This window comes from Bacillota bacterium (genome assembly GCA_012837335.1).
In the GTDB taxonomy this organism is placed as follows: Bacteria; Bacillota; Limnochordia; order Darwinibacteriales; family DTU012; genus DTU012.
In genome coordinates, this window is sequence record DURM01000064.1 from 44928 (window position 1) to 67378 (window position 22451).

At 48.0% G+C, this 22451-nt stretch carries 29 protein-coding genes; 27 read left to right on the plus strand and 2 right to left on the minus strand.

Annotated features, from left to right (window positions below; all coding sequences use genetic code 11):
- Positions 1-4: 4 nt before the first annotated feature.
- The 14 genes from ftsY to GX019_08825 all read left to right on the plus strand — a co-directional run bounded on the left by ftsY (position 5) and on the right by GX019_08825 (position 9686).
- Complete coding sequence (gene ftsY, locus GX019_08760; GenBank protein HHT37246.1) at positions 5-1075, plus strand: signal recognition particle-docking protein FtsY; 1071 nt, start codon at positions 5-7, stop codon at positions 1073-1075.
- 65 nt (positions 1076-1140) lie between these two features.
- Positions 1141-1527 carry a putative DNA-binding protein gene (locus tag GX019_08765; GenBank protein ID HHT37247.1) on the plus strand — a complete coding sequence of 129 codons (387 nt, stop codon included), beginning with the start codon at positions 1141-1143 and terminating at the stop codon, positions 1525-1527.
- A gap of 12 nt (positions 1528-1539) precedes the next feature.
- Positions 1540-2880, plus strand: a complete 1341-nt coding sequence (ffh, locus tag GX019_08770; GenBank protein HHT37248.1) for a signal recognition particle protein — start codon at positions 1540-1542, stop codon at positions 2878-2880.
- Positions 2881-2929: 49 nt separating this feature from the next.
- Positions 2930-3184 carry a 30S ribosomal protein S16 gene (gene rpsP / locus GX019_08775; protein ID HHT37249.1) on the plus strand — a complete coding sequence of 85 codons (255 nt, stop codon included), beginning with the start codon at positions 2930-2932 and terminating at the stop codon, positions 3182-3184.
- Positions 3185-3213: 29 nt separating this feature from the next.
- Complete coding sequence (locus GX019_08780) at positions 3214-3444, plus strand: KH domain-containing protein (GenBank protein HHT37250.1); 231 nt, start codon at positions 3214-3216, stop codon at positions 3442-3444.
- Positions 3444-3977 carry a ribosome maturation factor RimM gene (gene rimM, locus GX019_08785; GenBank protein HHT37251.1) on the plus strand — a complete coding sequence of 178 codons (534 nt, stop codon included), beginning with the start codon at positions 3444-3446 and terminating at the stop codon, positions 3975-3977. Before GX019_08780 ends, rimM begins: the two co-directional genes overlap by 1 nt.
- Positions 3978-3988: 11 nt before the next feature.
- The gene (trmD, locus tag GX019_08790; GenBank protein HHT37252.1) at positions 3989-4750 is read left to right on the plus strand and encodes a tRNA (guanosine(37)-N1)-methyltransferase TrmD; all 762 of its coding nucleotides are present in this window, start codon (positions 3989-3991) and stop codon (positions 4748-4750) included.
- Positions 4737-5084 carry a 50S ribosomal protein L19 gene (gene rplS, locus GX019_08795; protein HHT37253.1) on the plus strand — a complete coding sequence of 116 codons (348 nt, stop codon included), beginning with the start codon at positions 4737-4739 and terminating at the stop codon, positions 5082-5084. Before trmD ends, rplS begins: the two co-directional genes overlap by 14 nt.
- Before the next feature lie 72 nt (positions 5085-5156).
- Positions 5157-5711, plus strand: coding sequence for a signal peptidase I (lepB, locus tag GX019_08800; protein ID HHT37254.1), 555 nt, complete (start codon positions 5157-5159; stop codon positions 5709-5711).
- 15 nt (positions 5712-5726) lie between these two features.
- Positions 5727-6542: a ribosome biogenesis GTPase YlqF gene (gene ylqF / locus GX019_08805; protein HHT37255.1), complete on the plus strand. Its 816-nt coding sequence runs from the start codon at positions 5727-5729 to the stop codon at positions 6540-6542.
- A gap of 6 nt (positions 6543-6548) precedes the next feature.
- On the plus strand, positions 6549-7157 hold the full coding sequence (locus GX019_08810) for a ribonuclease HII (GenBank protein HHT37256.1): 609 nt from the start codon (positions 6549-6551) through the stop codon (positions 7155-7157).
- The gene (locus GX019_08815; GenBank protein ID HHT37257.1) at positions 7154-8215 is read left to right on the plus strand and encodes an HD-GYP domain-containing protein; all 1062 of its coding nucleotides are present in this window, start codon (positions 7154-7156) and stop codon (positions 8213-8215) included. The genes GX019_08810 and GX019_08815 overlap by 4 nt, the downstream gene beginning before the upstream one ends.
- Positions 8212-8547 carry a YraN family protein gene (locus tag GX019_08820; protein HHT37258.1) on the plus strand — a complete coding sequence of 112 codons (336 nt, stop codon included), beginning with the start codon at positions 8212-8214 and terminating at the stop codon, positions 8545-8547. Before GX019_08815 ends, GX019_08820 begins: the two co-directional genes overlap by 4 nt.
- On the plus strand, positions 8544-9686 hold the full coding sequence (locus GX019_08825) for a D-alanyl-D-alanine carboxypeptidase (GenBank protein HHT37259.1): 1143 nt from the start codon (positions 8544-8546) through the stop codon (positions 9684-9686). The genes GX019_08820 and GX019_08825 overlap by 4 nt, the downstream gene beginning before the upstream one ends.
- Positions 9687-9711: 25 nt before the next feature.
- Here the strand turns inward: GX019_08825 and GX019_08830 are convergent, their stop codons facing one another.
- Complete coding sequence (locus tag GX019_08830; protein HHT37260.1) at positions 9712-9981, minus strand: cell wall hydrolase; 270 nt, start codon at positions 9979-9981, stop codon at positions 9712-9714.
- Between the two features lie 236 nt (positions 9982-10217).
- Between GX019_08830 and GX019_08835 the strand changes: the two genes are divergently transcribed.
- Complete coding sequence (locus tag GX019_08835) at positions 10218-10709, plus strand: Lrp/AsnC family transcriptional regulator (GenBank protein ID HHT37261.1); 492 nt, start codon at positions 10218-10220, stop codon at positions 10707-10709.
- Positions 10696-11157, plus strand: a complete 462-nt coding sequence (locus GX019_08840) for an Lrp/AsnC family transcriptional regulator (GenBank protein ID HHT37262.1) — start codon at positions 10696-10698, stop codon at positions 11155-11157. The genes GX019_08835 and GX019_08840 overlap by 14 nt, the downstream gene beginning before the upstream one ends.
- Here GX019_08840 and GX019_08845 read toward each other — a convergent pair whose 3' ends face one another.
- Positions 11158-12612, minus strand: coding sequence for a YifB family Mg chelatase-like AAA ATPase (locus tag GX019_08845; protein HHT37263.1), 1455 nt, complete (start codon positions 12610-12612; stop codon positions 11158-11160).
- Positions 12613-12738: 126 nt separating this feature from the next.
- On the opposite strand from GX019_08845, the gene GX019_08850 reads away from it, so the two are divergent.
- The 11 genes from GX019_08850 (at position 12739) to fliE (ending at position 22433) form a co-directional block, all read left to right on the plus strand.
- Positions 12739-12975 (plus strand): hypothetical protein, encoded by a 237-nt coding sequence (locus GX019_08850; GenBank protein HHT37264.1) that lies wholly within the window; start codon positions 12739-12741, stop codon positions 12973-12975.
- 16 nt (positions 12976-12991) lie between these two features.
- Entirely contained in the window at positions 12992-14035 is a 1044-nt protein-coding gene (gene dprA, locus GX019_08855) for a DNA-protecting protein DprA (protein HHT37265.1), read from the plus strand.
- 93 nt (positions 14036-14128) lie between these two features.
- Positions 14129-16195: a type I DNA topoisomerase gene (gene topA / locus GX019_08860; protein HHT37266.1), complete on the plus strand. Its 2067-nt coding sequence runs from the start codon at positions 14129-14131 to the stop codon at positions 16193-16195.
- The gene (gene trmFO, locus GX019_08865) at positions 16192-17484 is read left to right on the plus strand and encodes an FADH(2)-oxidizing methylenetetrahydrofolate--tRNA-(uracil(54)-C(5))-methyltransferase TrmFO (protein HHT37267.1); all 1293 of its coding nucleotides are present in this window, start codon (positions 16192-16194) and stop codon (positions 17482-17484) included. The genes topA and trmFO overlap by 4 nt, the downstream gene beginning before the upstream one ends.
- Positions 17484-18368: a tyrosine recombinase XerC gene (xerC, locus tag GX019_08870; GenBank protein HHT37268.1), complete on the plus strand. Its 885-nt coding sequence runs from the start codon at positions 17484-17486 to the stop codon at positions 18366-18368. Before trmFO ends, xerC begins: the two co-directional genes overlap by 1 nt.
- A 28-nt stretch (positions 18369-18396) precedes the next feature.
- A complete protein-coding gene (gene hslV / locus GX019_08875; GenBank protein HHT37269.1) occupies positions 18397-18954 on the plus strand; it encodes an ATP-dependent protease subunit HslV in 558 nt (185 codons plus the stop codon).
- Complete coding sequence (gene hslU, locus GX019_08880; protein ID HHT37270.1) at positions 18951-20348, plus strand: ATP-dependent protease ATPase subunit HslU; 1398 nt, start codon at positions 18951-18953, stop codon at positions 20346-20348. The genes hslV and hslU overlap by 4 nt, the downstream gene beginning before the upstream one ends.
- Before the next feature lie 36 nt (positions 20349-20384).
- The gene (gene codY, locus GX019_08885; GenBank protein ID HHT37271.1) at positions 20385-21167 is read left to right on the plus strand and encodes a GTP-sensing pleiotropic transcriptional regulator CodY; all 783 of its coding nucleotides are present in this window, start codon (positions 20385-20387) and stop codon (positions 21165-21167) included.
- 153 nt (positions 21168-21320) lie between these two features.
- Positions 21321-21698 (plus strand): flagellar basal body rod protein FlgB, encoded by a 378-nt coding sequence (flgB, locus tag GX019_08890; protein ID HHT37272.1) that lies wholly within the window; start codon positions 21321-21323, stop codon positions 21696-21698.
- 5 nt (positions 21699-21703) lie between these two features.
- Positions 21704-22129, plus strand: coding sequence for a flagellar basal body rod protein FlgC (flgC, locus tag GX019_08895; protein HHT37273.1), 426 nt, complete (start codon positions 21704-21706; stop codon positions 22127-22129).
- A gap of 13 nt (positions 22130-22142) precedes the next feature.
- Complete coding sequence (fliE, locus tag GX019_08900) at positions 22143-22433, plus strand: flagellar hook-basal body complex protein FliE (GenBank protein ID HHT37274.1); 291 nt, start codon at positions 22143-22145, stop codon at positions 22431-22433.
- The last annotated feature ends 18 nt before the right edge of the window (positions 22434-22451 follow it).

Consider the following 22451-nt stretch of genomic DNA (forward strand, 5'->3'; position numbering starts at 1 on the left):
AACCATGCTGAGAAGACTATTTGGCAGCAGAAATGCTAAAAAAGACAAAGTCAACCAGGAGCCGGAAGTCAAAGCTGAAGCAGTAAAGGAACAGGAACCGGAGCTTGAACCGGAGCAGCCTCAAGCAGCTGCTGAGCCGGAAACAGCAGAACCGGTTGTTACGAAGAAAAGTTTATTTGCCCGCCTCAAGCAGGGGTTAAGCAAAACCAGAACCGGGTTTATCGATCGGATCGGACAGATTGTCACCGGTAGAGCTATCGATGAGGAGCTGTTTGAGGAGCTGGAAGAGATCTTAATCCAAGCCGATGTGGGCGTGACCACTACCTTAGAGCTGATGGATACGATCCGGGAGCGGGTTAAGGCTGAAAAAATAACCGATGGCGGCGCCCTGCAGGGACTCTTAAAAGAAGAGATTGTAGCTCTGCTCTCAAAATACCACAAACCCCTGGTGCTGTCTGATGACCGGCCGGCGGGAATTATGGTGGTTGGAGTAAATGGTGCGGGGAAAACTACCACCATCGGTAAGCTGGCGTATCGGCTGAAACAGGAGCAGGCTAAGGTGGTCTTAGGAGCAGGAGATACATTTAGGGCAGCAGCGGTTGATCAGCTCAAAGTTTGGGCTGACAGAGTGGGCGTTGATATGATTGCTCATCAAGAAGGGGCTGACCCTGGCGCAGTTGCCTATGACACTGTCGCGGCAGCCAAAGCCAGAAATGCAGATGTATTTATCCTCGATACCGCAGGCAGGCTCCAGACTAAGAAAAATCTCATGGCTGAGCTGGGTAAAGTTTACCGGGTTGCCCAAAGGGAATTAGGTCGGGATTTGGATGAGGTGCTGCTGGTAGTTGATGCCACCACCGGACAGAATGCCCTATCTCAAGCTAAGCTGTTCAGTGAGTCGGCGCCAGTCACCGGGATTGTTCTCACTAAACTTGATGGCACAGCCAAGGGCGGCATTGTGCTCGCTCTGGCCAACGAGCTGAAGCTGCCGGTTAAACTCGTGGGCGTTGGTGAGCAGATGCTCGATCTCCAGGACTTCGATCCCCAGGAGTTTACTGAGGCATTATTCAGCTAAAAATGGCAAGGATTTATGCTTGACAGCTGCATCGTTTTTTTATATACTACCTCTGTAAAGTTAAAATGCTTAACAGAGGTATTGTTATGGAAGATACACTGCGCAAAAATCTTATCTATGATTTTTATGGGCCCTTACTTACTGAAAGGCAGCGGGATATTTATCAGATGTATTATGCCCAAGATATGAGTTTAGGGGAGATCGCCGAGCAGCTGGAGATCTCCCGTCAAGCTGTCTATGACATGATTAAAAGGTCCGCTGCAATCCTAGAAGATTATGAGAGCAAACTGGGATTGTTAAGCAAATTTCAAAGACAGCAGGCGTATCTCGATCAGATTGAGGAACACTTAGATAGACTTCAAAAGCAGGCTGCTGCCGGCAGATCCGATGGGCAGCTGGAGATTATGGGAGAAATTCAGCAGCTGATCAATAAGATTCGCGCTGAAGCTTAGGAGGCGAAATTAGTGCCTTTTTCGAATTTATCAGGTCGACTACAAGAAACCTTACGCAAATTGCGTACCCGGGGAAAACTAACTGAGAAAGATGTAGAAGCCGCTCTAAGAGAAGTAAGATTAGCGCTGTTAGAAGCAGACGTCAACTATAAGGTTGTGCGGGATTTTACCGCAAGAGTTAAAGAGCGGGCAGTTGGACATGAGGTATTATCGAGTCTGTCCCCGGCCCAGCAGGTTATTAAAATTGTAAATGAAGAGCTCACAGAACTCATGGGTGGAACACAGAGCAAAATCGCACTTGCTCCAAAGCCGCCGACGGTGATCATGATGGTGGGTCTGCAGGGAGCAGGTAAAACTACTACCAGTGGAAAACTGGCCCTGTCTTTTCGAACCAAAGGGCATCGGCCGCTGCTGGTTGCTGCAGATATTTACCGCCCGGCTGCAATTAAGCAGCTGACAGTTGTGGGCGAACAGGTAGATGTGCCTGTGTTCAGCATAGGCGAAACTAATCCGGTTGATATCGCCAAAGGAGCTGTAGCTCACGCCGAGAAGTACGGCAATGATATCGTCATCATCGATACAGCCGGACGCCTGCACATTGATACTGAACTAATGGGAGAACTGGCAGAAATCAAGGATGCGGTCAATCCCCATGAAATTCTGCTCGTGGTCGACTCCATGACCGGCCAGGAAGCGGTCAATGTTGCATCCAGCTTTAATGACCAGCTCGGCATTGACGGCGTAATTCTCACCAAGCTTGATGGAGATGCTCGAGGCGGTGCTGCTTTATCCATTAAAGCCGTGACCGGCAAACCGATTAAGTTTGCCGCTATGAGTGAGAAAATGGATGGGCTGGAAGTATTCCATCCGGACCGGATGGCATCCCGCATCTTAGGCATGGGTGACGTGCTCAGCCTGATTGAAAAAGCGGAAGCCAGCTTTGATGAGCAGAAAGCCAGAGAGCTGACAGAAAAAATGCGCCAAGACGCATTTACCTTGGAAGATTTTAAGGAACAGCTGAGTCAGATCAAGCAGATGGGACCCCTGGATCAGCTGCTGGGCATGCTTCCCGGGATGGGAAAAATGAATCAGCTAAAAGATTTAGATGTGGATGAGAGTCATTTAAAGAAAATTGAAGCAATCATTGACTCCATGACAGTTGAGGAAAGGCGCAATCCCGATCTTATCGGGGGATCAAGACGGCGCCGCATCGCCAAAGGGTCCGGAACAAGAGTGCAGGATGTCAACCGGCTTTTGAAGCAGTTTAACCAAACCCGCCAGCTGATGAAACAGTTTGCGGGCATGGAGAAGCGAATGAAAAAAGGCCGGGGCAAATTTAATCTCTTTCGCTAGTCCTCTCTCAAGAGAGTGATATAGATAATTTTGAGTGGGAGGTGACATAATGGCAGTAAGGATTCGTCTAAAGCGGATGGGTGCGAAAAAACGTCCATTTTACCGTCTGATAGTAGCTGATTCAAGAGCAGCCAGGGACGGAAGGTTTATCGATACCCTCGGATACTACAATCCGATTGCAGAACCCGCTGAGATCAAGATCGACATCGAGAAAGCTAAGAGCTGGATTGCAAAAGGTGCTCAGCCTTCTGATACAGCAAGAGCGCTTTTGAAAAAGAGCGGTGTGTTTGATCAAGCAGATTAAGGCTCTTTATTAAGAAAGGAGGCGCAATGTTGAAAGAATTACTGGCATTCATGACCAAATCCCTGGTAGAAGATGCAGAAGCAGTCGAAGTAACATCTGAAGAAACCGATGCCGAAACTGTTTACCATATCAAAACTGCTGATTCCGATATCGGCAGAGTGATTGGCAAGCAGGGCAGAATTATCAAAGCCATCCGCACAGTAGCCAAAGCTGCTGCCGTAAAGGAAGGAACCAGAGTAAGGGTTGAAATTGTAGAGTAATGAGATACAAATGGATTCTCATTGGTGAAATTGTATCAGCCCAGGGGAATAAGGGCGAAGTTCGCATTGTTGGTCATACCGATTTTCCGGAACGCTTCTTGAGCATGGATCATGTGCTGCTGTTTAGAAAAGCAGCCAGTGAACCGGCTTATCGATTGGAAATTGAGCACAGCCGGATGCACAAAGGGTTTATCATCCTGAAACTGGCAGGCATCGATACAATCGATCAAGCGTTAGCTCTTAAGGGACTGGAGATTAAAGTGGACCGCAGCGATGTGGTGCCACTGCCTTCAGGCCGCAATTATATCTTTGAATTGATTGGATTGAAGGTAGTAACCACTGAAGGATTAGAGTTAGGTGAGATTACTGATGTGCTCCAGACAGGTGCTAACGATGTTTATGTGGTCAAACCGAATCCTGGTGTTACGCAAAACCGCGAGATTTTAATACCAGTTATCGCAGAAGTGGTGCTTGAGGTTGACCTGGATAAACAGCTAGTGCTGGTAAATCTGCTGGATGGACTATTGGATTAAGGATTGAAAAGATGAGAATCGATGTGTTAACGCTGTTTCCCAATATGTTTACAGAAGTAATGGGAACAAGCATTATAGGCAGGGCGCAGGCCCGAGACTTAGTTGAGATTAATCTCTGGAATATTCGTGATTTTGCCCTAGACAAACACCGCGTTGTTGATGATACTCCTTACGGCGGCGGTGCTGGGATGGTCATGAAACCCGATGTGCTTGCAGCCTGCATTGAGCATGTCAAATCAGAAACCAGCGGCAGGGTAATTTATCTTGCACCTCAAGGAAGCGTTTTTAACCAGGCTCTAGCGGAAAGGCTAGCCAAAGAAGCGAACTTAATATTCCTCTGCGGACACTACGAAGGCATCGATCAGCGCATTCGCGACCACTGGATAGATGAGGAGATTTCCATCGGCGACTATGTTCTGACCGGCGGAGAACTTCCGGCCATGGTTGTTATTGATGCAGTAGTCCGTCTGATTCCCGGTGTTCTGGGAGATGATAATTCTGCTCAGGAAGAGTCATTTGCTGATGGGCTTTTGGAGTATCCCCATTATACTCGACCCGCAGATTTTGGCGGCTTAAAGGTGCCCAATGTGCTTTTAAGCGGCAACCATGAGTTAATCCGCAGGTGGCGTTTAAAAGAAGCTCTGCGCATCACCATGCAGCGGAGACCGGATCTTATCGAGAAACGCCAACTTACTGAAGAAGAGAAAACCATGCTGCAGGAATTAGCAGCTGAAACCGTAGGGAAGGGAGGTAACAACTGTGGACGTGATTAAAGCCATTGAAAGAGAGTACATGAAAGAAGATCTGCCTGAATTTCGGGCTGGAGATACTGTCAAAGTTCATGTTAAGGTAGTTGAGGGTTCTAACGAGCGGATCCAGATTTTTGAAGGTGTGGTTCTGCGCCGTATGGGAACCGGTATCAGCGAACGCTTCACTGTGCGCAAAGTTACTCAAGGTATTGGTGTAGAGCGGACTTTCCCAATCCACTCACCAAGAGTAGCTAAGATTGAAGTAGTTCGCCGCGGTAGAGTCCGCCGCGCTCGCTTGTACTACTTGCGTCAGCGCTCTGGTAAAGCAGCTCGCATTAAAGAACGGAGATTTTCCTAAAATGGTGGGGAGTGAAACCATGCACTCCCTATCATTTTTGACTTGGCGATCTTGTGGAGATGAGGTGCTGCGATGAGCAAGTCAGAGATTCGTGAATATGTGGAAGCATTTATAATTGCAGTAGTTTTGGCTTTATTCATTATTACTTTCATTGCCCAATCCTTTAGAGTAGATGGATCCTCGATGGAACCGACTCTGCATGATGGGCAGCGCTTAATTGTTGATAAATTATCTTACCGATTCGGTGCCCCAAAGGTGGGAGATGTGGTGGTTTTTCGCTATCCCACTGATCTGAGCCGCATGTTTATTAAACGGATAATCGGCATTCCGGGGGATGAGATTCTGATTGAGGATGGAATAGTCTACCGCAACGGGCGGCCTCTAGTAGAGAATTACATCAATGGACCAACTCATGGCGCCTTTACCCGCGACTATGGTCCGGTAATTGTTCCAGAAGACAGTTACTTTGTTCTGGGCGACAACCGCCTTAACAGCGATGACAGCCGTTATCCCGATGTAGGCTTCGTGGACCGCGAGCTTTTCGTAGGCCGCGCTGTTTTCGTGTATTGGCCGCTTAATTCCATCGAAATCATCAGCGTACCAGATTCACTGAAGCAAGAACGCTAGTTGTGGAGGGTTGATATGGATATACAATGGTATCCTGGACATATGGCAAAAGCTCGGCGCCAGATTAAAGAAAACCTCAAACTCATTGATCTGGTGGTTGAGCTTACTGATGCCCGTGTTCCCCAAAGTGCCCGCAATCCTGATATCCCCGAAATTCATCACAAACCATACATCCTCGCTGTTACCAAAACGGATTTAGCTGATCCTGCCCGCACAGAAGTCTGGCGCCAATTCTGGCAGAAGAACCAGGAGGGGGCGGTTCTCCTCGATTTAGCGTCAGGAAAAGGAGTTGAAAAGCTGCGCACCGAAATTACAAAAAGTCTTCCCGCTCTGCGCCGGCCGCCCAGAGTATTGGTGGTGGGAATCCCCAATGTGGGGAAATCCTCGCTGATCAACCGCTTAACCGGTAGAAGCGGTACTAAAGTAGGTGCCAAGCCCGGTGTTACTAGAGGTAAGCAGTGGATCAACGCCAAGGGTCTGCAGCTTTTGGACACGCCTGGGATCCTCTGGCCTAAATTTGAAGATCAGGAAACAGCCAAGAAACTTGCGGCTACAGCCGCAATTCGCGATGAAGTTGTTAACATCGAAGAAGTTACCTATTGGCTCCTGAACTATCTCCGTGAACATTATCCCGAGCTTTTGGTAAAGCGCTACAGCTTAGATCTTGGCATCAATAATACTCTAGAACTCTTTGAGCAGATCGGCAGGCAGCGGGGATGCTTAAGAGCACAGGGAGAAATCGATTATTTACAAACAGCGCAAGCAGTATTAAAAGATTTCCGTTCAGGTCTAATCGGACCTGTAACACTCGAATTACCAGAAAAGGAATGACAGTTGATGAGGGAGCTAGAAAGAGAACTGTGGAATCAGGGTTATCGCTTTGTTGTCGGCGTTGATGAAGCCGGAAGAGGTCCTCTAGCCGGGCCGGTTGTGGCAGCAGCCGTCTTCCTGCCTCAGGATGTGGAACTGCCTGAAGTCAGGGATTCGAAAAAGTTGACTGCAAAGAAAAGGACCGAGCTTTCCAACCAGATCTATCAAGTTGGAATGGTCGGCATTGGCTCTGCTTCCAACAGCGAAATCGATGAGTTCAATATTCTGCAGGCAGCACTCTTGGCAATGAGAAGAGCAGTAGAACAGCTGCAGGATCAGATTGAGGTTGATTTCTGTATTGTCGATGGCAATCAGCTGATCCCAAATTTATCCATTCCTCAGAAAGCAGTGGTTAAAGCAGATGCCACGTGTGCAGCTGCCGCTGCAGCGAGCATAGTTGCCAAAGTTCACCGCGACCGAATTATGGAAGAATACCACCTGCAGTATCCTGAGTATGGATTTGCCCTGCATAAAGGCTATCCCACCAAAAAGCATCTCGCGGCTTTAGCCGAACACGGCCCGTCTCCCATCCACAGGTTTTCCTTCGCCCGCGTTAAAGGGGGCATGATTTTATGAAGTATGTGTCTTACGAGAAGCTTCAACCAGGGATGTGCGTTGCGCGTCCTATTTACAGCAACGATGGGCGGGTGCTCTTAAACAGCGGCGTGATTTTAAATGAGAATTACATAGCTCGGATTATCGAGAAAGGAATCCCGGGTGTGTTTGTGGTCACTGATCCTGATGAAATGGTCGATATTCCTGAAGTAGTCAGCCAGCAGAGCAGACAGGAAGCAGTTCGCCAAGTCAAAAATGTATTTGAATCGATTGAAGTAGGGAAGACTTTTGATGTAGCGCCATTGAGCAAGACAATCAATGCGCTGATTGATGAGATTGTGTCGAACTCGAACATTCTGATCCATCTTACCGATATCCGCACTTATGATGGTTATACCTTCTCCCACAGTGTTAATGTGTGCATTCTGTCTATTATTATCGGTTTGAAGTTTCAGCTGAACGAACTTGAGCTGAGGGAACTGGCCATCGGTGCTGTGCTCCATGACGTGGGTAAGACCAGCGTGCCGATGCAGATTCTGCAGAAAAAAGGTCCCCTATCCCCAAGTGAGTTCAGCTTAGTTCAGAAGCATACGGTCAATGGATGGCAGATTCTCAAAAGTAATCCTGCAATTCCCCTGTTCAGCGCCCATATAGCGTATCAGCATCACGAACAACCTAATGGTAAGGGTTATCCCCGGAAGCTGATCGATGAACAGATCGATCTCTATGCCAAAATTGTTTCGGTAGCTGACGCTTACGATGCGATGACATCGGCTCGTGTTTACCGGCCTGCCATGCTGCCGTCCCAAGCACTGCGGGTGATCCGACAGCTGAGGGACATTCAGTTTAACAATGAGGTCGCTAATCATTTAATCAATTCTGTAGCACTTTACCCGGTAGGCTCACGCGTACAGCTCACCAGTCTAGAGATTGGCATCGTGGTTGATGTAAATACCGCTGAGCGGGACCGGCCAATTGTGCGCGTATTGTTTCAGGCTGACGGCAGAAAATACCGCAATCCCTATGAAGTGGACTTAGCAAAAGAGCGCTCTCTGGGAATTATCAGAACTCTGCCGTGACCAGGTCCGTGGGAGACCACGCAGAAGAACTGGCAAGGCAGTATCTGGAGAAGCAGGGATTAATAACCAGGGAGCAGAACTACCGCACTAAGTTTGGGGAATTAGACCTGATTATGCAGGACGGTGAAGTGCTGGTATTTGTGGAGGTGAAATACCGCAGTTCGGATCGATTCGGAAACCCGTTGGAAGCGGTTGATCTTCGCAAACAACGCAGAATTAAAATGCTTGCCCGCCACTATATGGCGAAGTTAAGATGTGAGCCGTTATGCAGATTCGATGTCGTGGGGATATTAGGTAATGAGATTTATTGGGTGAAGGGAGCATTTACATGAAATCGAGAACAATTTTTCTGGTTGCTTTCCTACTGATTGCTGTAACCTGGTCAGCATCAGCGCAGAACTTCTCAGTTGACGCCAGTGTCGGCCTGCTTTATGATTTTAATTCCAGTCAGGTTCTATTTGCTCAGCAGGCTGATGATGAGTGGATTCCAGCCAGTCTAGTCAAAGTTATGACTATGTATGTGGCGCTTGACCGCATTGCAGCTGACAATGTTGCCCTCGATACTGAAGTAGTTGTCAGTGAGCGAGCGTGGCGCATGGGTGGTTCCCAGATGTTTTTAGAAGTAGGCGACCGTGTTACATTGGAGGATTTATTGTATGGTATAGCGGTTGTTTCCGGCAACGATGCCTGTGTTGCCATTGCTGAAGCATTAGCGGGAACTGAATCTTTATTTATCCAGTGGATGAATAATAAAGCGAAAGAACTGGGACTTAATCTTCACTTTGTCGACGTGCACGGTCTCTCGGAAGATAACCGGATCACTGCGCGAGATTTTGCCATCTTGATTGAAAACTATCTCCGCGATCATCCAGAAGCGCTCCAGTACCACAGCAGGCTTTCTTTTGGTTATCAACCCCGTTCCAGCTCCTCTCCCATTGTTCAGTCAAACCGCAATGGGCTGCTGCGCACCTATGAAGGTGCCGATGGGTTGAAAACCGGGTTCTTAAGCAAGGCTGGAAATAACCTAACTGCTACCGCCAAACGTGATGGTCGAAGGCTGATTGCGATCGTGCTCGGCGCCGACAGCGAAGCAAAGCGGGAGCAGGAGGCCGCCAAGCTGTTGGATTATGGTTTCCGAAGCTTTGAATCAATTCATATGGACGAACTCCTGTCTGAACAAGAGGTAAAGGTGTATAAAGGACGCAGTAAGAGTGTTGAGCTGACAGTCGATACCAGTGTCAGCTTCCTGCGGGGCAGCCGGGAACAGCTTAACACAGTTGTGATAATAGACGAGTTAGAAGCCCCGATTGAGGCTGGGGAAAAAGTAGGCACCATCTCTGTTTATTTGGAAGACGAGCTGTTAAAAGAAGCTCCAATCCTAGCCGCTCAATCAGTGGAACGGGGCGGATGGTTTACTGTATTAATCGATTCGATTATCCTCTTTTTCAAAAAACTGTTCAGTCAGGCGTAGAGAAGGACCCGCCGGTCCTTCTCTTTTAAACGCAGAAAACATGGTCTCCGATTAAATAGATGATTTCTCGGGAGCGGATCCAGGATGTTGGGCTGACTTTATCGGGATTGTAGAAAAAAAGTGCTCCACCGGTCGGATCAGCGCCAGCCATTGCCATTTCTGCAGCTTTAACACAATCAGGATGGGGCTTGGTAATGCTGAATAGGCGGCCATCGGAGACCGGGGAAAACTGCTGCGGCTGAAAAATAATTTCTCTAATTGAATTGGGAAAGCGGGGATCTTTGAGCCGATTCATCACTACTGCTCCAACCGCAACCTTGCCGATAAACGGTTCCCCTTCAGCCTCTGCGTGGATCAATCGAGCTAACTCATAGACATCGCTCAATAAAACTCACCTCCAGTATAGATTACTCACTGGATTTTTTATTGCCACAAATATAATAACGAGAGAGGAATTTTACGATTTTCGTTGAAAGGATTATGTGCAAGTCAAAAAAAAGGAACTGAATCAAGCGCAGAGGAGGGATTACGTTGCAGATTGATGATTTAGATCGCGGGATTTTACAGCGTTTGAAGGAAGATGGCCGAACTAGCTACGTAACTTTGGCTCAAGAACTGGATGTGTCAGAAGGCACGATTAGAAAGCGAGTTCGGAGACTAGAAGAAAACGGGGTTCTCAAAATCGCCGGGGTAACTGATCCGTTCAAAGTAGGGTTGGATACTGTAGCTTTTATCTGGATGAAAATTGAGCGGAGCAGGTTAGAAGCGGTAATCAATGAATTGAGTACGCTCGATGAACTCCGCTATTTAGTGATCACAACCGGAAGTTACGATGCTGTAGCCATGGCTGTGCTGCCGAATCGAGAGCGTTTGGTTCAGCTTCTCAATAAAAAGCTGGCGTTAATTCCGGGTGTGCAGAGCACCGAGACTTCGATTGTACTTGAGATTCACAAGCAGATTTACAATTGGAGTCCGTTTGATCAGGAGGAACAATCAGGAGGTGATGCTCATGTCAGCAGTTGAACTGGACGATATTGACCGCAGTATTATTCAGATACTCCAAGAAGACGGCCGAGTTCCGTTTTTGACCATTGCCAATCAGTTAGGCGTTGCTGAAGGGACAATCCGGCGCCGGGTAGCGCGAATGATGGACGAAAACATTCTGCAGATTGTTGGTATTACTGATCCTCAAAAAGTTGGCATGCACACAGTTGCCTTAGTTGGCCTGAGTGTAGAGCGCCGGAGGATTGAAGATACAATTGTGCGTTTAAAGGATATGCCTGAAGTGCGCTATGTCGCGGTCGCAACCGGCATGTACGATATTATTATTGAAATCGTTGTGCCGAGCAATGACGCTCTGCTCGAGTTTTTAATTGGGAAACTCAATGAAATTCCCTGGATTGTAGATACAGGCACATCCCTGGTTTTAAAGATCGCCAAACAAGATCTGGCCTGGGCAATGGAGAATTAATCAAAAGAGATTCATTGCCTCCCAGCGGTAACGAAGCGCTTCACCGACATGGTACGGTTGGATTTCGGACATCCCATCCAACTCAGCAATTGTTTTTGCTATTTTAATGGTTTTGTAGTAGCCGCGGCCGGATAACCGCAACCGCTGAAGCGCTTTGTCCAGCAGATTCTTCACCGCTGCAGACAGCTGGATTTTCTGCACTTCCTCATCGCTGAGTAAGCCATTAGGATGGCATGATTTAAGCGGAATTGTTTCACTAGGATCATGGTCATTGTAATAGTCTTCGGTTTTAAGGGGCTCTAGAAAAGTAAACAAATCAATCCGATCCAAAAGCGGTCCCATCAGTTTTTTCTGGTAGCGGTGGATCTCACTGTGACTGCAGCGGCACTCATGATAGGGGTCGCCGAGATATCCGCATGGACACGCGTTTGTGGTAGCGATCAACAGGAATTTGGTCGGATATGTAACTCGTTCATTAGCCCTAACAATTGTGATTTTCTTTGCTTCCAGCGGTTCTCTTAAACCCTGAAGCACGTCACTTTTAAATTCCAACAGTTCATCGAGAATTAATACTCCGCTGCTGGCGAGGGAAACTTCACCTGGCTGAATGTTAGTACCACCGCCTAATAAACCGGCTTTGGTGATGTTGTGGTGAGGCATCCTGACCGGTCTTTGGGTGATCAGTCCCGAGTTCGGCGGCAGCAGGCCCGCTGAGCTGTATATTTTGGTTACTTCAACTGCTTCAGCTCTGGAAAGGGGTGGCATCATACTCTGCACCGAACGGGCAAGCAGCGTTTTGCCGGTTCCGGGCGGACCAACCAGCAGGGCGTGGTGATGTCCCGCAGCAGCAATCGCCAGCATCCGCTTGGCAATCTGCTGGCCTTTAACAATTCCCATTGGCCCGCTGGGAACGCTAGGCACGTACGCCGCCTGTTTAATTGGCGGAATATTGATATTGTTATTTAAAAAGGAGAATGCGTGACTAAGACTCGAGACCGGATAGACTCGACTGCAGGCAGCAGCAGCTTCTTGGCTGTTTGCTGCTGGAATAAGGAGAGATTTGCCCTGCTCCTGAGCCAGCTCTGCAATACTGATTAATCCTGGAATAGCCCTCAGCTCACCGTTTAAAGACAATTCGCCAACAACAAGATAGTCCGCTAGGTTTTCTAGAGGGAGCTGACCGGTAGCCGCCAAAATGCCGATCGCAATCGGCAGATCATACAGCGTACCGGTTTTCTTCAGATCCGCCGGCGCCAGGTTAACAATGATTTTATGCATTGGATAAGTGAAACCGGAATTTTTCAGGGCAGAGCGAATTCGTTCTCGGCTCTCTTTGACCGACAATCCTGCCATGCCCACAATTTCAAAGCCCGGCAGACCGGAGCGAATGTCCACCTCCACATCGATTGGTACAGCTTGGATACCAAGCACTGCGGCACTTTTTACTGTGACCATGCCAGAACCTCCTTTTTTAACTCTAATATTTGGAATTCTTCAATAACAGGGAAAATCCTGCACTAACATATATTCACCCCGGTTTTGGAATTATAACAGCAGAGACATCTTGGGAAGGGGTTCTATATGGATTTTGATATCGGCAGCACGCGTATATTCAACTGTCCGCTCTGCGGTGTGGATACACCTCACAGCATCAGGGCCCATAACGGTGATATCTACGGAATCGTCTGCACAAACTGCAGCTCAGGCGCGATTGTTCACGAGCTTGATCTGAGAATTTACCAGCTGAAATGGGAAGAAGAACTGCGGGAGATCCTCGACAGTTTGGTAGAACAGTCTTTTGGAAGTGACGATGATTAGTTGGGGAGGGGATATTTTGCAGAAATGTTCGCGTGAATACCTGATTGCTTTTAACATGGTGGAAGGTTTTGGACCAAGAAGGCTGAAAGCGCTGATCTCCCACTTTGGCACCCTGGAAAAGGCATGGAGCAGCTCTTACCTGGAGCTGATTAAGGTGCCCGGTTTAGGTCCGAAACTAGCTGCGCAGCTTGTAGAGAGCAGAAATCACATTGATCCGGCTCAGGAAACTGCCTGGGCGCGGAAGCATGCAGCCCGGATTGTCACCTGGGATGATAATGAGTATCCTGCTTGGCTCCACAACCTCGCTGACCCGCCACCAGTGTTGTATTACCGGGGTACGCTTCCTGAGCGGATGGGAATAGCTATTATTGGGTCCCGCAAAGCTACTCAGACTGGAAAGACACAGGCTTATAGTTTTGCTGCTAGGCTAGCAGAAAGGGGGCTACCGATTATCAGCGGTCTAGCCCGCGGCATCGACACCCAAGCCCACAGAGGTGCACTGACTGCGGATAACGGCTACACAGCAGCTGTAATGGGCACTCCCATCAATGTCATCTATCCACCGGAGAACCGCGAACTGGCTGAAAAAATTGCCCAAAGCGGCTGTTTGATCACAGAATTTCCCAGCACAAGCCGCACTAAACCCAATCATTTTCCTAGGCGCAATCGCTTAATCGCAGCTCTTTCCAGAGGTATATTGGTAGTTGAGGCCGGTTTAAAATCCGGAACATTATCTACAGTTGACGCCGGTCTGGAAATTGGGCGGGATGTATGGGCGATTCCCGGAGATATTTCGCAACCCCTCCGCCAGGGAACCCATGCCTTGATTAAACAAGGAGCAGGGCTGGTTGATTGTCCTGAAGATATTCTTAACAGCATACCTGAACTGGGTGGTGAAATCGAAAAGCGGCTTGACCATTCCACTAAAACTGTGCTTAAATATTACCTGCAGGGTTGCTCACCGGAGAAAATTTCCGCGCTTACCGGTCTTCCAGTCCGTCAGATCCAGCATATCATGACAATGTTGGAGCTGGACGGTTTATTAGAAGATACAATATAATATTGCTGGTAAAGGAACTAAATATTTGCATTATAAGCATAAAACTACTATAATAGTAGGGAATGGTTGGAGAGTCAAATAGGGGGTGAAAATGTGGCAAAATCTCTGGTTATCGTCGAATCACCGACTAAAGCAAAGACAATCAAAAGATTCCTAGGCAGAAACTACACAGTCAAAGCATCAATGGGACATGTCAGAGACCTACCTCGCAGTCAATTTGGCGTAGATGTTGAAAACGGCTACCAACCGAAATACATTACGATCAGAGGCAAGGGGAGTATTCTGCAGGAGCTGAGAAACTCAGCGAAAAAAGCAGATCGCGTGCTGCTGGCAACGGACCCGGACCGAGAAGGTGAGGCGATTGCCTGGCACTTAGCCCAAGCCCTCAAACTTGATGAGGATAAATGCCGAGTTGAGTTTAGAGAGATTACAAAGCAGGCCGTTACCAGCGCAATCAAAAATCCACGGGAGATTGCAGATAATCTGGTCGCTGCTCAGCAGGGGAGAAGGATCTTGGACCGCATTGTCGGTTACAAGCTTTCGCCGCTTTTGTGGGCTAAGGTTAAAAAAGGCTTAAGCGCCGGTCGGGTGCAGTCGGTTGCTGTAAGACTAATCTGCGACCGGGAAGCAGAAATTGAGGCGTTTGTTCCTGAAGAGTACTGGTCCGCAACAGGGATTCTGCAAAACCAGGCTGGAGAACTGTTTGAAGCAAAACTAATCCAGTATAAAAATAAAAAGATTAAGCTGCATAACGAAGCGGAAGCGCAGAAGGTAAAGAGCGATATTCAGAATCTTCCTTGGATTGTTGCAAAAGTCACCAGGAAAGAGCGGAAACGCAATCCTTCACCGCCGTTCACAACAAGCACACTGCAGCAGGAAGCTGCTCGCAAACTGAACTTTACAGCTAAGAAAACAATGCATATTGCTCAGCAGTTATACGAAGGCCTAGACGTTGGTGATGAAGGCAGCGTAGGATTAATAACCTATATGCGTACTGATGCGGTTAGAGTGGCAGACGAAGCAGTGACTGAGGTTCGCCAGATGATCAGCAGCAAGTACGGTAAAAACTTTCTACCGGCGCGGCCCAATCGATATAAATCTAAAAATCAGGCGCAGGAAGCCCACGAAGCAATTCGTCCTACCAGTGCGCTGAGAACGCCTGAGGCAGTTAAGCCGTATCTCAACCGCGATCAGCTGCGGCTGTACCGCTTAATCTGGGAGCGCTTCGTGGCTAGTCAGATGACTCCGGCAGTATACGACAGCGTATCAGCAGACATTGCGGTTGGCGACTATCTGTTCCGGGCAACTGGTTCTACCCTAAAATTCCCAGGCTTTATGCAGATTTATGTTGAAGGCAGTGACGAGAATGAAGAAAAAGAAGGCGCTTTGCCTAACTTAAACGAGAAGGAAAACTTGGTCTGCAAAAAACTCGAGCTGAAACAGCACTTTACCCAACCACCGGCCCGCTATACAGAGGCAATGCTTGTTAAAACTATGGAAGAAAAGGGTATTGGACGGCCCAGCACTTATGCACCTACTATTGATACTATTCTTCGCCGGGGTTACGTGGAACTGGAGGACAAACGCTTTAAACCGACCGAACTGGGTAAAATTGTAGTTGAAATTCTTAAAGAAAACTTTGCTGAGCTGATTGATGTAGATTTTACTGCTTCTATGGAACAGAAACTTGATGACATAGAAGCAGGGAGAGCCGACTGGGTTGAAATTATTGATGAATTTTATCAGGAGTTTGCTCAGCATCTGGAAAAAGCCCATCAGGAGCTGGAAAAAATTGAAATTGAAGACGAAGTCTCCGATCAAAAATGCGATAAGTGCGGAGCGTATATGGTTATTAAGTGGGGCCGCTTCGGCAAGTTTTTAGCCTGCCCCAATTATCCGGAATGCAAGAACACGAAACCACTATTATCTACGATAGGTGTGCCTTGCCCTGACTGCGATGACGGAGATATCGTCGAACGCAGAACCAAAAGGGGCAGGTTATTTTATGGATGTTCAAATTATCCGGATTGCGAGTTTTCCAGCTGGTCCCGACCGGTGGACAAGAAATGTCCCCACTGCGGAAAGCTGATGGTAATTAAGCGGCAGAACCAGGATCCTGTCTGTGATAACAAAGATTGCCCGGGAGGAAGCAGTCGATGAGAATCAGTGTAATTGGTGGCGGACTGGCAGGCAGTGAAGCAGCCTGGCAGATAGCCGAGCGCGGACTTACTGTTGATCTGTATGAAATGCGTCCGCATAAATTTACGCCGGCTCACCACACCGGTAAACTGGCTGAATTGGTCTGCAGCAATTCGTTAGGTGGAAAACAGATTACTAGTGGAGGCGGGCTGCTGAAAGCTGAGCTGATGCAGCTTGATTCTTTGATTATAAAAGCAGCTTATCAGTGTGAAGTTCCAGCCGGCGGTGCCCTGGCGGTTGATCGCAACCAGTTTGCAGAGCTGGTTACAAAAGCTGTGGAAAACCATCCACGCATTAACCTAATCCGATCAGAGTGCACCGAGCTTCCCGAGGGGGTTGTGGTGATTGCCACCGGTCCCCTGTCTTCACCGGCTATGACCGAGCTCATTCAGAAGCTTACCGGAAGTAAGCAGCTGTCGTTTTATGATGCGGCAGCACCGATTGTAACTGGCGATTCCGTTGATTATGACCAAGGGTTCTGGGGAGCAAGGTACAACAAAGGAACAGCCGATTATTTTAACTGTCCGATGAGCAAGGAAGAGTATGAGCATTTTTGGCATGAGCTGGTAAACGCAGAACAGGCTCCGCTCCATGAAGGAGTTGAGGATCTCCAGGTCTTTGAAGGCTGCATTCCCATTGAGATTATGGCCCGCAGGGGAATCGAAACGCTGAGATATGGACCCCTTCGGCCGGTCGGCTTAGCTGATAAAGACGGCAGCCGACTCTACGCGGTGGTGCAGCTGAGATTGGAGAACACCGCCAAGACCTTGTTTAACCTGGTTGGTTTCCAAACCAGGCTGAAGTGGGGCGAGCAGAAACGAGTTTTCCGTCTGATACCAGCCCTTAAGAACGCCGAGTTTGTGCGATACGGCGTAATGCACCGCAATACCTTTGTCAACGCACCGAAGATTTTAGAGCGCACCTATCAGCTGCGTTCCCATCCGCAGATATTCCTGGCTGGTCAAATTACAGGTGTAGAAGGATATGTGGAAAGTGTTTCATCCGGTCTAACCGCGGGAATCAACGCTGCCCGTTTAGCAAACGGTCAGCCTCCAATTGCGTTTCCCGAAGAAACTATGATCGGAGCGCTGGCGAAGTATATCACCACTGCGGGTGAGGATTTTCAGCCTATGAATGCCAATTTTGGTATTCTGCCGCCGCTTGAAGAAAAAGTTAAAAACAAGCTTGCCCGCAAGCAGGCCTATGCCGACCGCGCTCTGGCCTATTTTACAGAGGGTAGGTTATTTTAATGGATCAGGTGCTCAGCGATTACTTGCAGTATCTGCGGGTTCAGCGGAATTTGTCTGAGAATACACTCAAGGCGTACGAACGCGATTTGAGTGCGTTTTTGGATTTCGTGACAGAATTCTGGCAGCTCGATTTCAGGGAAGTAGACCGCCATCTGATTCGCGACTATCTGGCTGCACTGCGCCGCAGAGGTTATAAAAGCAGCAGCGCTGCCCAACAGCTGGCGGCACTGCGCAGTTTTTATCAATACTTGACGCAGTTCGGACATATCAAATCTAATCCAACCCTGGCGGTCAAGGTTCCTAAGCAGGAGAAAAGGCTGCCCCAAGTATTAAGCGTGGGCGAAGCCCATGTCCTCTTGGAAAGCATCGACCCATCCACTCCGCTCGGACTGCGGGATAGGGCGGTTTTTGAGCTGCTGTATGCCGCGGGAATACGCTTGTCAGAGTTAACAGCTTTGGATGTAGATAAAGTTGATCTGAAATTCCAGTATGTGCGGGTTTTTGGCAAGGGACGCAAGGAGCGGATTGTGCCGATCGGCGAGTATGCTGTGGAGGCTCTTTCCGCTTATCTGAAGGATGGCCGTCCCCAATTGGCCAAGCCCGATGAAACTGCTCTCTTTGTCAACTACCGCGGCGAACGCTTAAGCCAGCGGGGTGTTCAATACCTGTTAGATAAGCACATTGAAAAAACAGCGATAGCTAAAAATATTTCACCCCACAGTCTGCGCCACAGCTTTGCTACTCATCTGCTGGATGCTGGTGCAGATCTGCGGGTGGTGCAGGAACTGTTAGGACATGTGAGTCTATCAACGACACAGGTTTATACGCGCATCAGCCAAAGCAAACTTAAGTCCGTGTACAACAAAGCTCACCCTCGCGCATAAATACTAGATAGTTTAAAGGAGGGTCTATATGAAACAGATTAGGTCCACAACCATAGCAGCGGTACGCAGAGATGGGAAAATCGCTATGGCTGGCGATGGGCAGGTAACCTTTGGGGAAAATATGATTATGAAGCATGGGGCCAACAAAATTCGCAAGCTCCACAACAATACGGTCCTAGTTGGATTTGCAGGAGCCGCTGCAGATGCCTTTACTTTGTTTGAAAGATTTGAACGCAAATTGGAAGAATACCGGGGTAATCTAGAGCGTGCAGCCGTAGAGCTGGTCAAAGAATGGCGGACCGATCGGGCAATCCGCAATTTAGAAGCCCTGATTATTGCCGCTAATGCGGAGAAAATGCTTTTAATTTCCGGCTCAGGAGATATCATTGAGCCGGATCAAGACGTTATGGCCATTGGCTCAGGCGGAGCCTACGCTCTTGCGGCAGCCAAAGCCCTTCTTGCGCACACACAGCTTTCGGCTCGTGAGATCGCTCTGGAAGCATTGAAAATTGCTGCGGATATCTGCGTATACACTAATGATCAGGTCAACGTGGCAGAATTACCAGATGCAGAAGGGAGGCGGTGAGAGTGGAACTTACTCCAAAAGAAATAGTAGCCGAACTTGACAAGTACATCGTGGGACAGCAATCAGCCAAAAAGGCGGTAGCAATCGCACTGCGCAACCGCTACCGCCGCAGCAAGTTGCCGCTGGAGATTCGGGATGAAGTAATGCCGAAAAATATTCTAATGATCGGACCGACGGGTGTCGGAAAAACTGAGATCGCCAGGAGATTGGCCAAACTCGCCAACGCGCCTTTTATCAAGGTGGAAGCGACCAAGTTTACCGAAGTCGGCTATGTCGGCCGTGACGTGGAATCAATCATCCGGGACTTAGTTGACTCAGCAGTTCGCATGGTGAAAGCTGAGCGGATTAAAGCGGTTGAAGAAAAAGCAATGCGGGCTGCCGATGAGCGGATCTTAGATATCCTGGTACCACGGCCCGGCGGCAAAAAGCAGGCTAATCCTTTTGGAATAATGTTTGGATTTGGCAGTACAGCTCAAACAGAAACTAAACCCGAACCGTCAGAAGTGACATCCGAGGAACTCAACGCTGAAAGAGAACGCTATCGCAAACTGCTAGAACTGGGCGAATTAGAGAATAATATCATTGAAATCGAAGTTGAGGATCAAGCCCCTCAGCTTTTCGAAGTTTTCGCTGGCACAGGTATGGAAGATGTCAGTTCATCGCTTCAGGATGCATTAGGTGGACTGATGCCGAAACGGACCCGCAAACGCCGCACCACGATCAGGGAAGCGAGGAAAATTTTGACTCAAGAAGAAGCTGACAAGCTGATTGACATGGATTCGATTACCTCCGAAGCTGTTGAGCGGTGCGAGCAGTCTGGAATTGTTTTCCTTGATGAGATCGATAAAATCGCAGGCAAATTCCAGTCCGGACCTGATGTTTCTCGGGAAGGTGTGCAGAGAGATATACTGCCTATCGTTGAAGGCAGTACAGTCATGACTAAATATGGCCCTGTGAAAACCGATCATATTCTCTTTATTGCTGCGGGGGCATTTCACACCGCAAAACCATCTGACCTCATTCCTGAGCTCCAGGGACGTTTTCCGATCAGAGTAGAATTATCCAGTCTGAAACGGGAAGACTTTAAACGAATCTTAACTGAGCCAAAAAATGCATTAATTAAACAATACTGTGAGTTAATGAAAACAGAGAATATCAAAGTCGAGTTTACCCCCGATGGAATCGACGCAATTGCCGCTATCGCAGAGGAAGTTAACCAGAATACAGAAGATATCGGAGCACGCAGGCTTCACACCGTTTTAGAGCGCCTGCTGGAAAACTTGATGTTTGAAGCTGATCAAGAAGAAATGCATGTTGCCATAAACAGAGCTTATGTTGAAAAAGAGTTAAGTTCAATCGTCGCTGATCGCGATTTAAGCAGGTATATTTTATAGCAGGATATTACTTACGAATTGGAGGCATTTAGAGATATGAAAACATTATTGGAAAAGACTAGACGAATCAATCGAACAATCCAACAATCCGTTGGATACCAAGTAGATTTTAATGAAATGGCTAAGTTAGTTTCCGAAGTGATGGAAGCGACAGTCTATGTATTCAGCAGAAAAGGCAAACTTTTGGGATCTGCGGTCCATGCAGCATTCGGGACCAGTGTAATGGAGGATGAAGTTTTAACCCAGGGCAGCTTATCTGCTGACTTTAACCAGGAGCTTTTAAAAATCGATATTACCAGCGCCAACCAAAAAGGGTCAGACCAAACAATCTACAACCCGGATGTAGTCAGTCCCTTTGCTGACAAAAACATCACTATCGTACCTTTAGCAGGTGGGGGAGAGCGGCTTGGCACTCTGATTATCGCCAAAACCGATCAGGAGTTTACCGACGCTGACTTGATTTTAGCGGAGTACGCTGCCACCGTAGTCGGCATGGAAATTGTCAGATCCAGATCTGACAAGCTTGACGATGAGGTCCGCAAAAAAGCAGCCTGTCAAATTGCCATCAGCACGCTCTCATTTTCAGAGCAGGAAGCAGTTGAGCACATCTTTGACGAACTTGATGGTGAAGAAGGTCTGCTGGTTGCCAGTAAAATCGCGGACAGTGTGGGCATTACCCGCTCCGTAATCGTTAATGCGCTGCGGAAACTAGAGAGCGCCGGTGTAATTGAGTCCCGCTCTCTGGGTATGAAAGGTACTTACATTCGTGTCCTGAACGATTTTTTCTTAGAAGAACTGGCCAAGCACCGCACCCGCTGAGTCGTTAAATAGAGAGCATTTTCGAGATGAGCAGTCAAATTGGGACTGCTCTATTTTATTTCCTATGAAATCTTCGTGTTTTGGAGGATTCTTACAGCAAATTGTAGAAATGTATGCCATAAATAAGCAAAAGTTATGTTGGAGGGTATGGCTATGTTTAAATTGGTCGATTTGATGTCCCAGGGGCTTGACGCAGCCAACCTGCGCCATAAGGTGCTGAGCAACAACCTTGCCAACGCCAACACACCAAATTTTCGCCGCTCTGATGTAGATTTTTCTGCTATTTTCCAGCAGACAACCACAATTCCTATCACCACAACTCACAAAAGCCATTTACCCAGTATCCGCAAACGCGGTTCCATCCAGATAGTTCAAGATCGCACCACCTCGATGCGCAATGATGGCAGCAATGTCGATATGGATCGGGAAATGGTACTTATACTTGAAAATCAACTGCATTACCAAGCCATGACTGATGTAATAACGCGCCGGCTCAGCTTACTGCGTTCAGTAATTGGAGAAGGGAGATAAGCTCAATGGGTATGTTTGATTCTTTTCGAATCAGCGGTTCCGGATTAACTGCCGAACGGGTGCGGATGGATACTATTGCCAATAATCTGGCCAATGCCAACACTACCAGAACTGAAGATGGGGGTCCGTATCGGAGACAGATGGCAGTTTTCGAAGCGGTTCAAACTGACAGCCGCAAAGGACAAGCTAAAAAAGTGGGCCATGGAGTGAGGGTAGTGGGTATTGTTGATGATCCTTCTCCTCCTCGGTTAGTTTATGATCCGCAGCATCCCGATGCAAACGCCGATGGATATGTGGAAATGCCCAATATCAATGTTGTCACGGAAATGGTAGATTTAATCAGCGCAACCCGGGCATATGAAGCAAACATTACCGCAATCAACGCAGCTAAATCAATGGCATTGAAAGCGTTGGACATAGGACGCGGATAGGAGCGATGAATAGATGAAGATTCATGGTGAGATAGCGAGTATTAATCAGCATCAGCTGCCTCGTTCTGGGAATGAGGTTAGGAATCAGACAGATTTCAGCGACCTGCTGAAATCCGCGCTGTCATCCGTAAATGATCACATCTGGCAGGCTGACGAAGCCGCTGTTATGCTGGCTTCAGGCCAGATGGAGATTCATGACGCGCTTATTATAGCTGAGAAGGCGAATCTTGCGCTGCAGCTGACTATGGCAATCAGAAACAAAATAATCGAAGCATATCAAGAAATAATGCGGATGCAAGTTTAGGTAGATTAAGGAGAATAA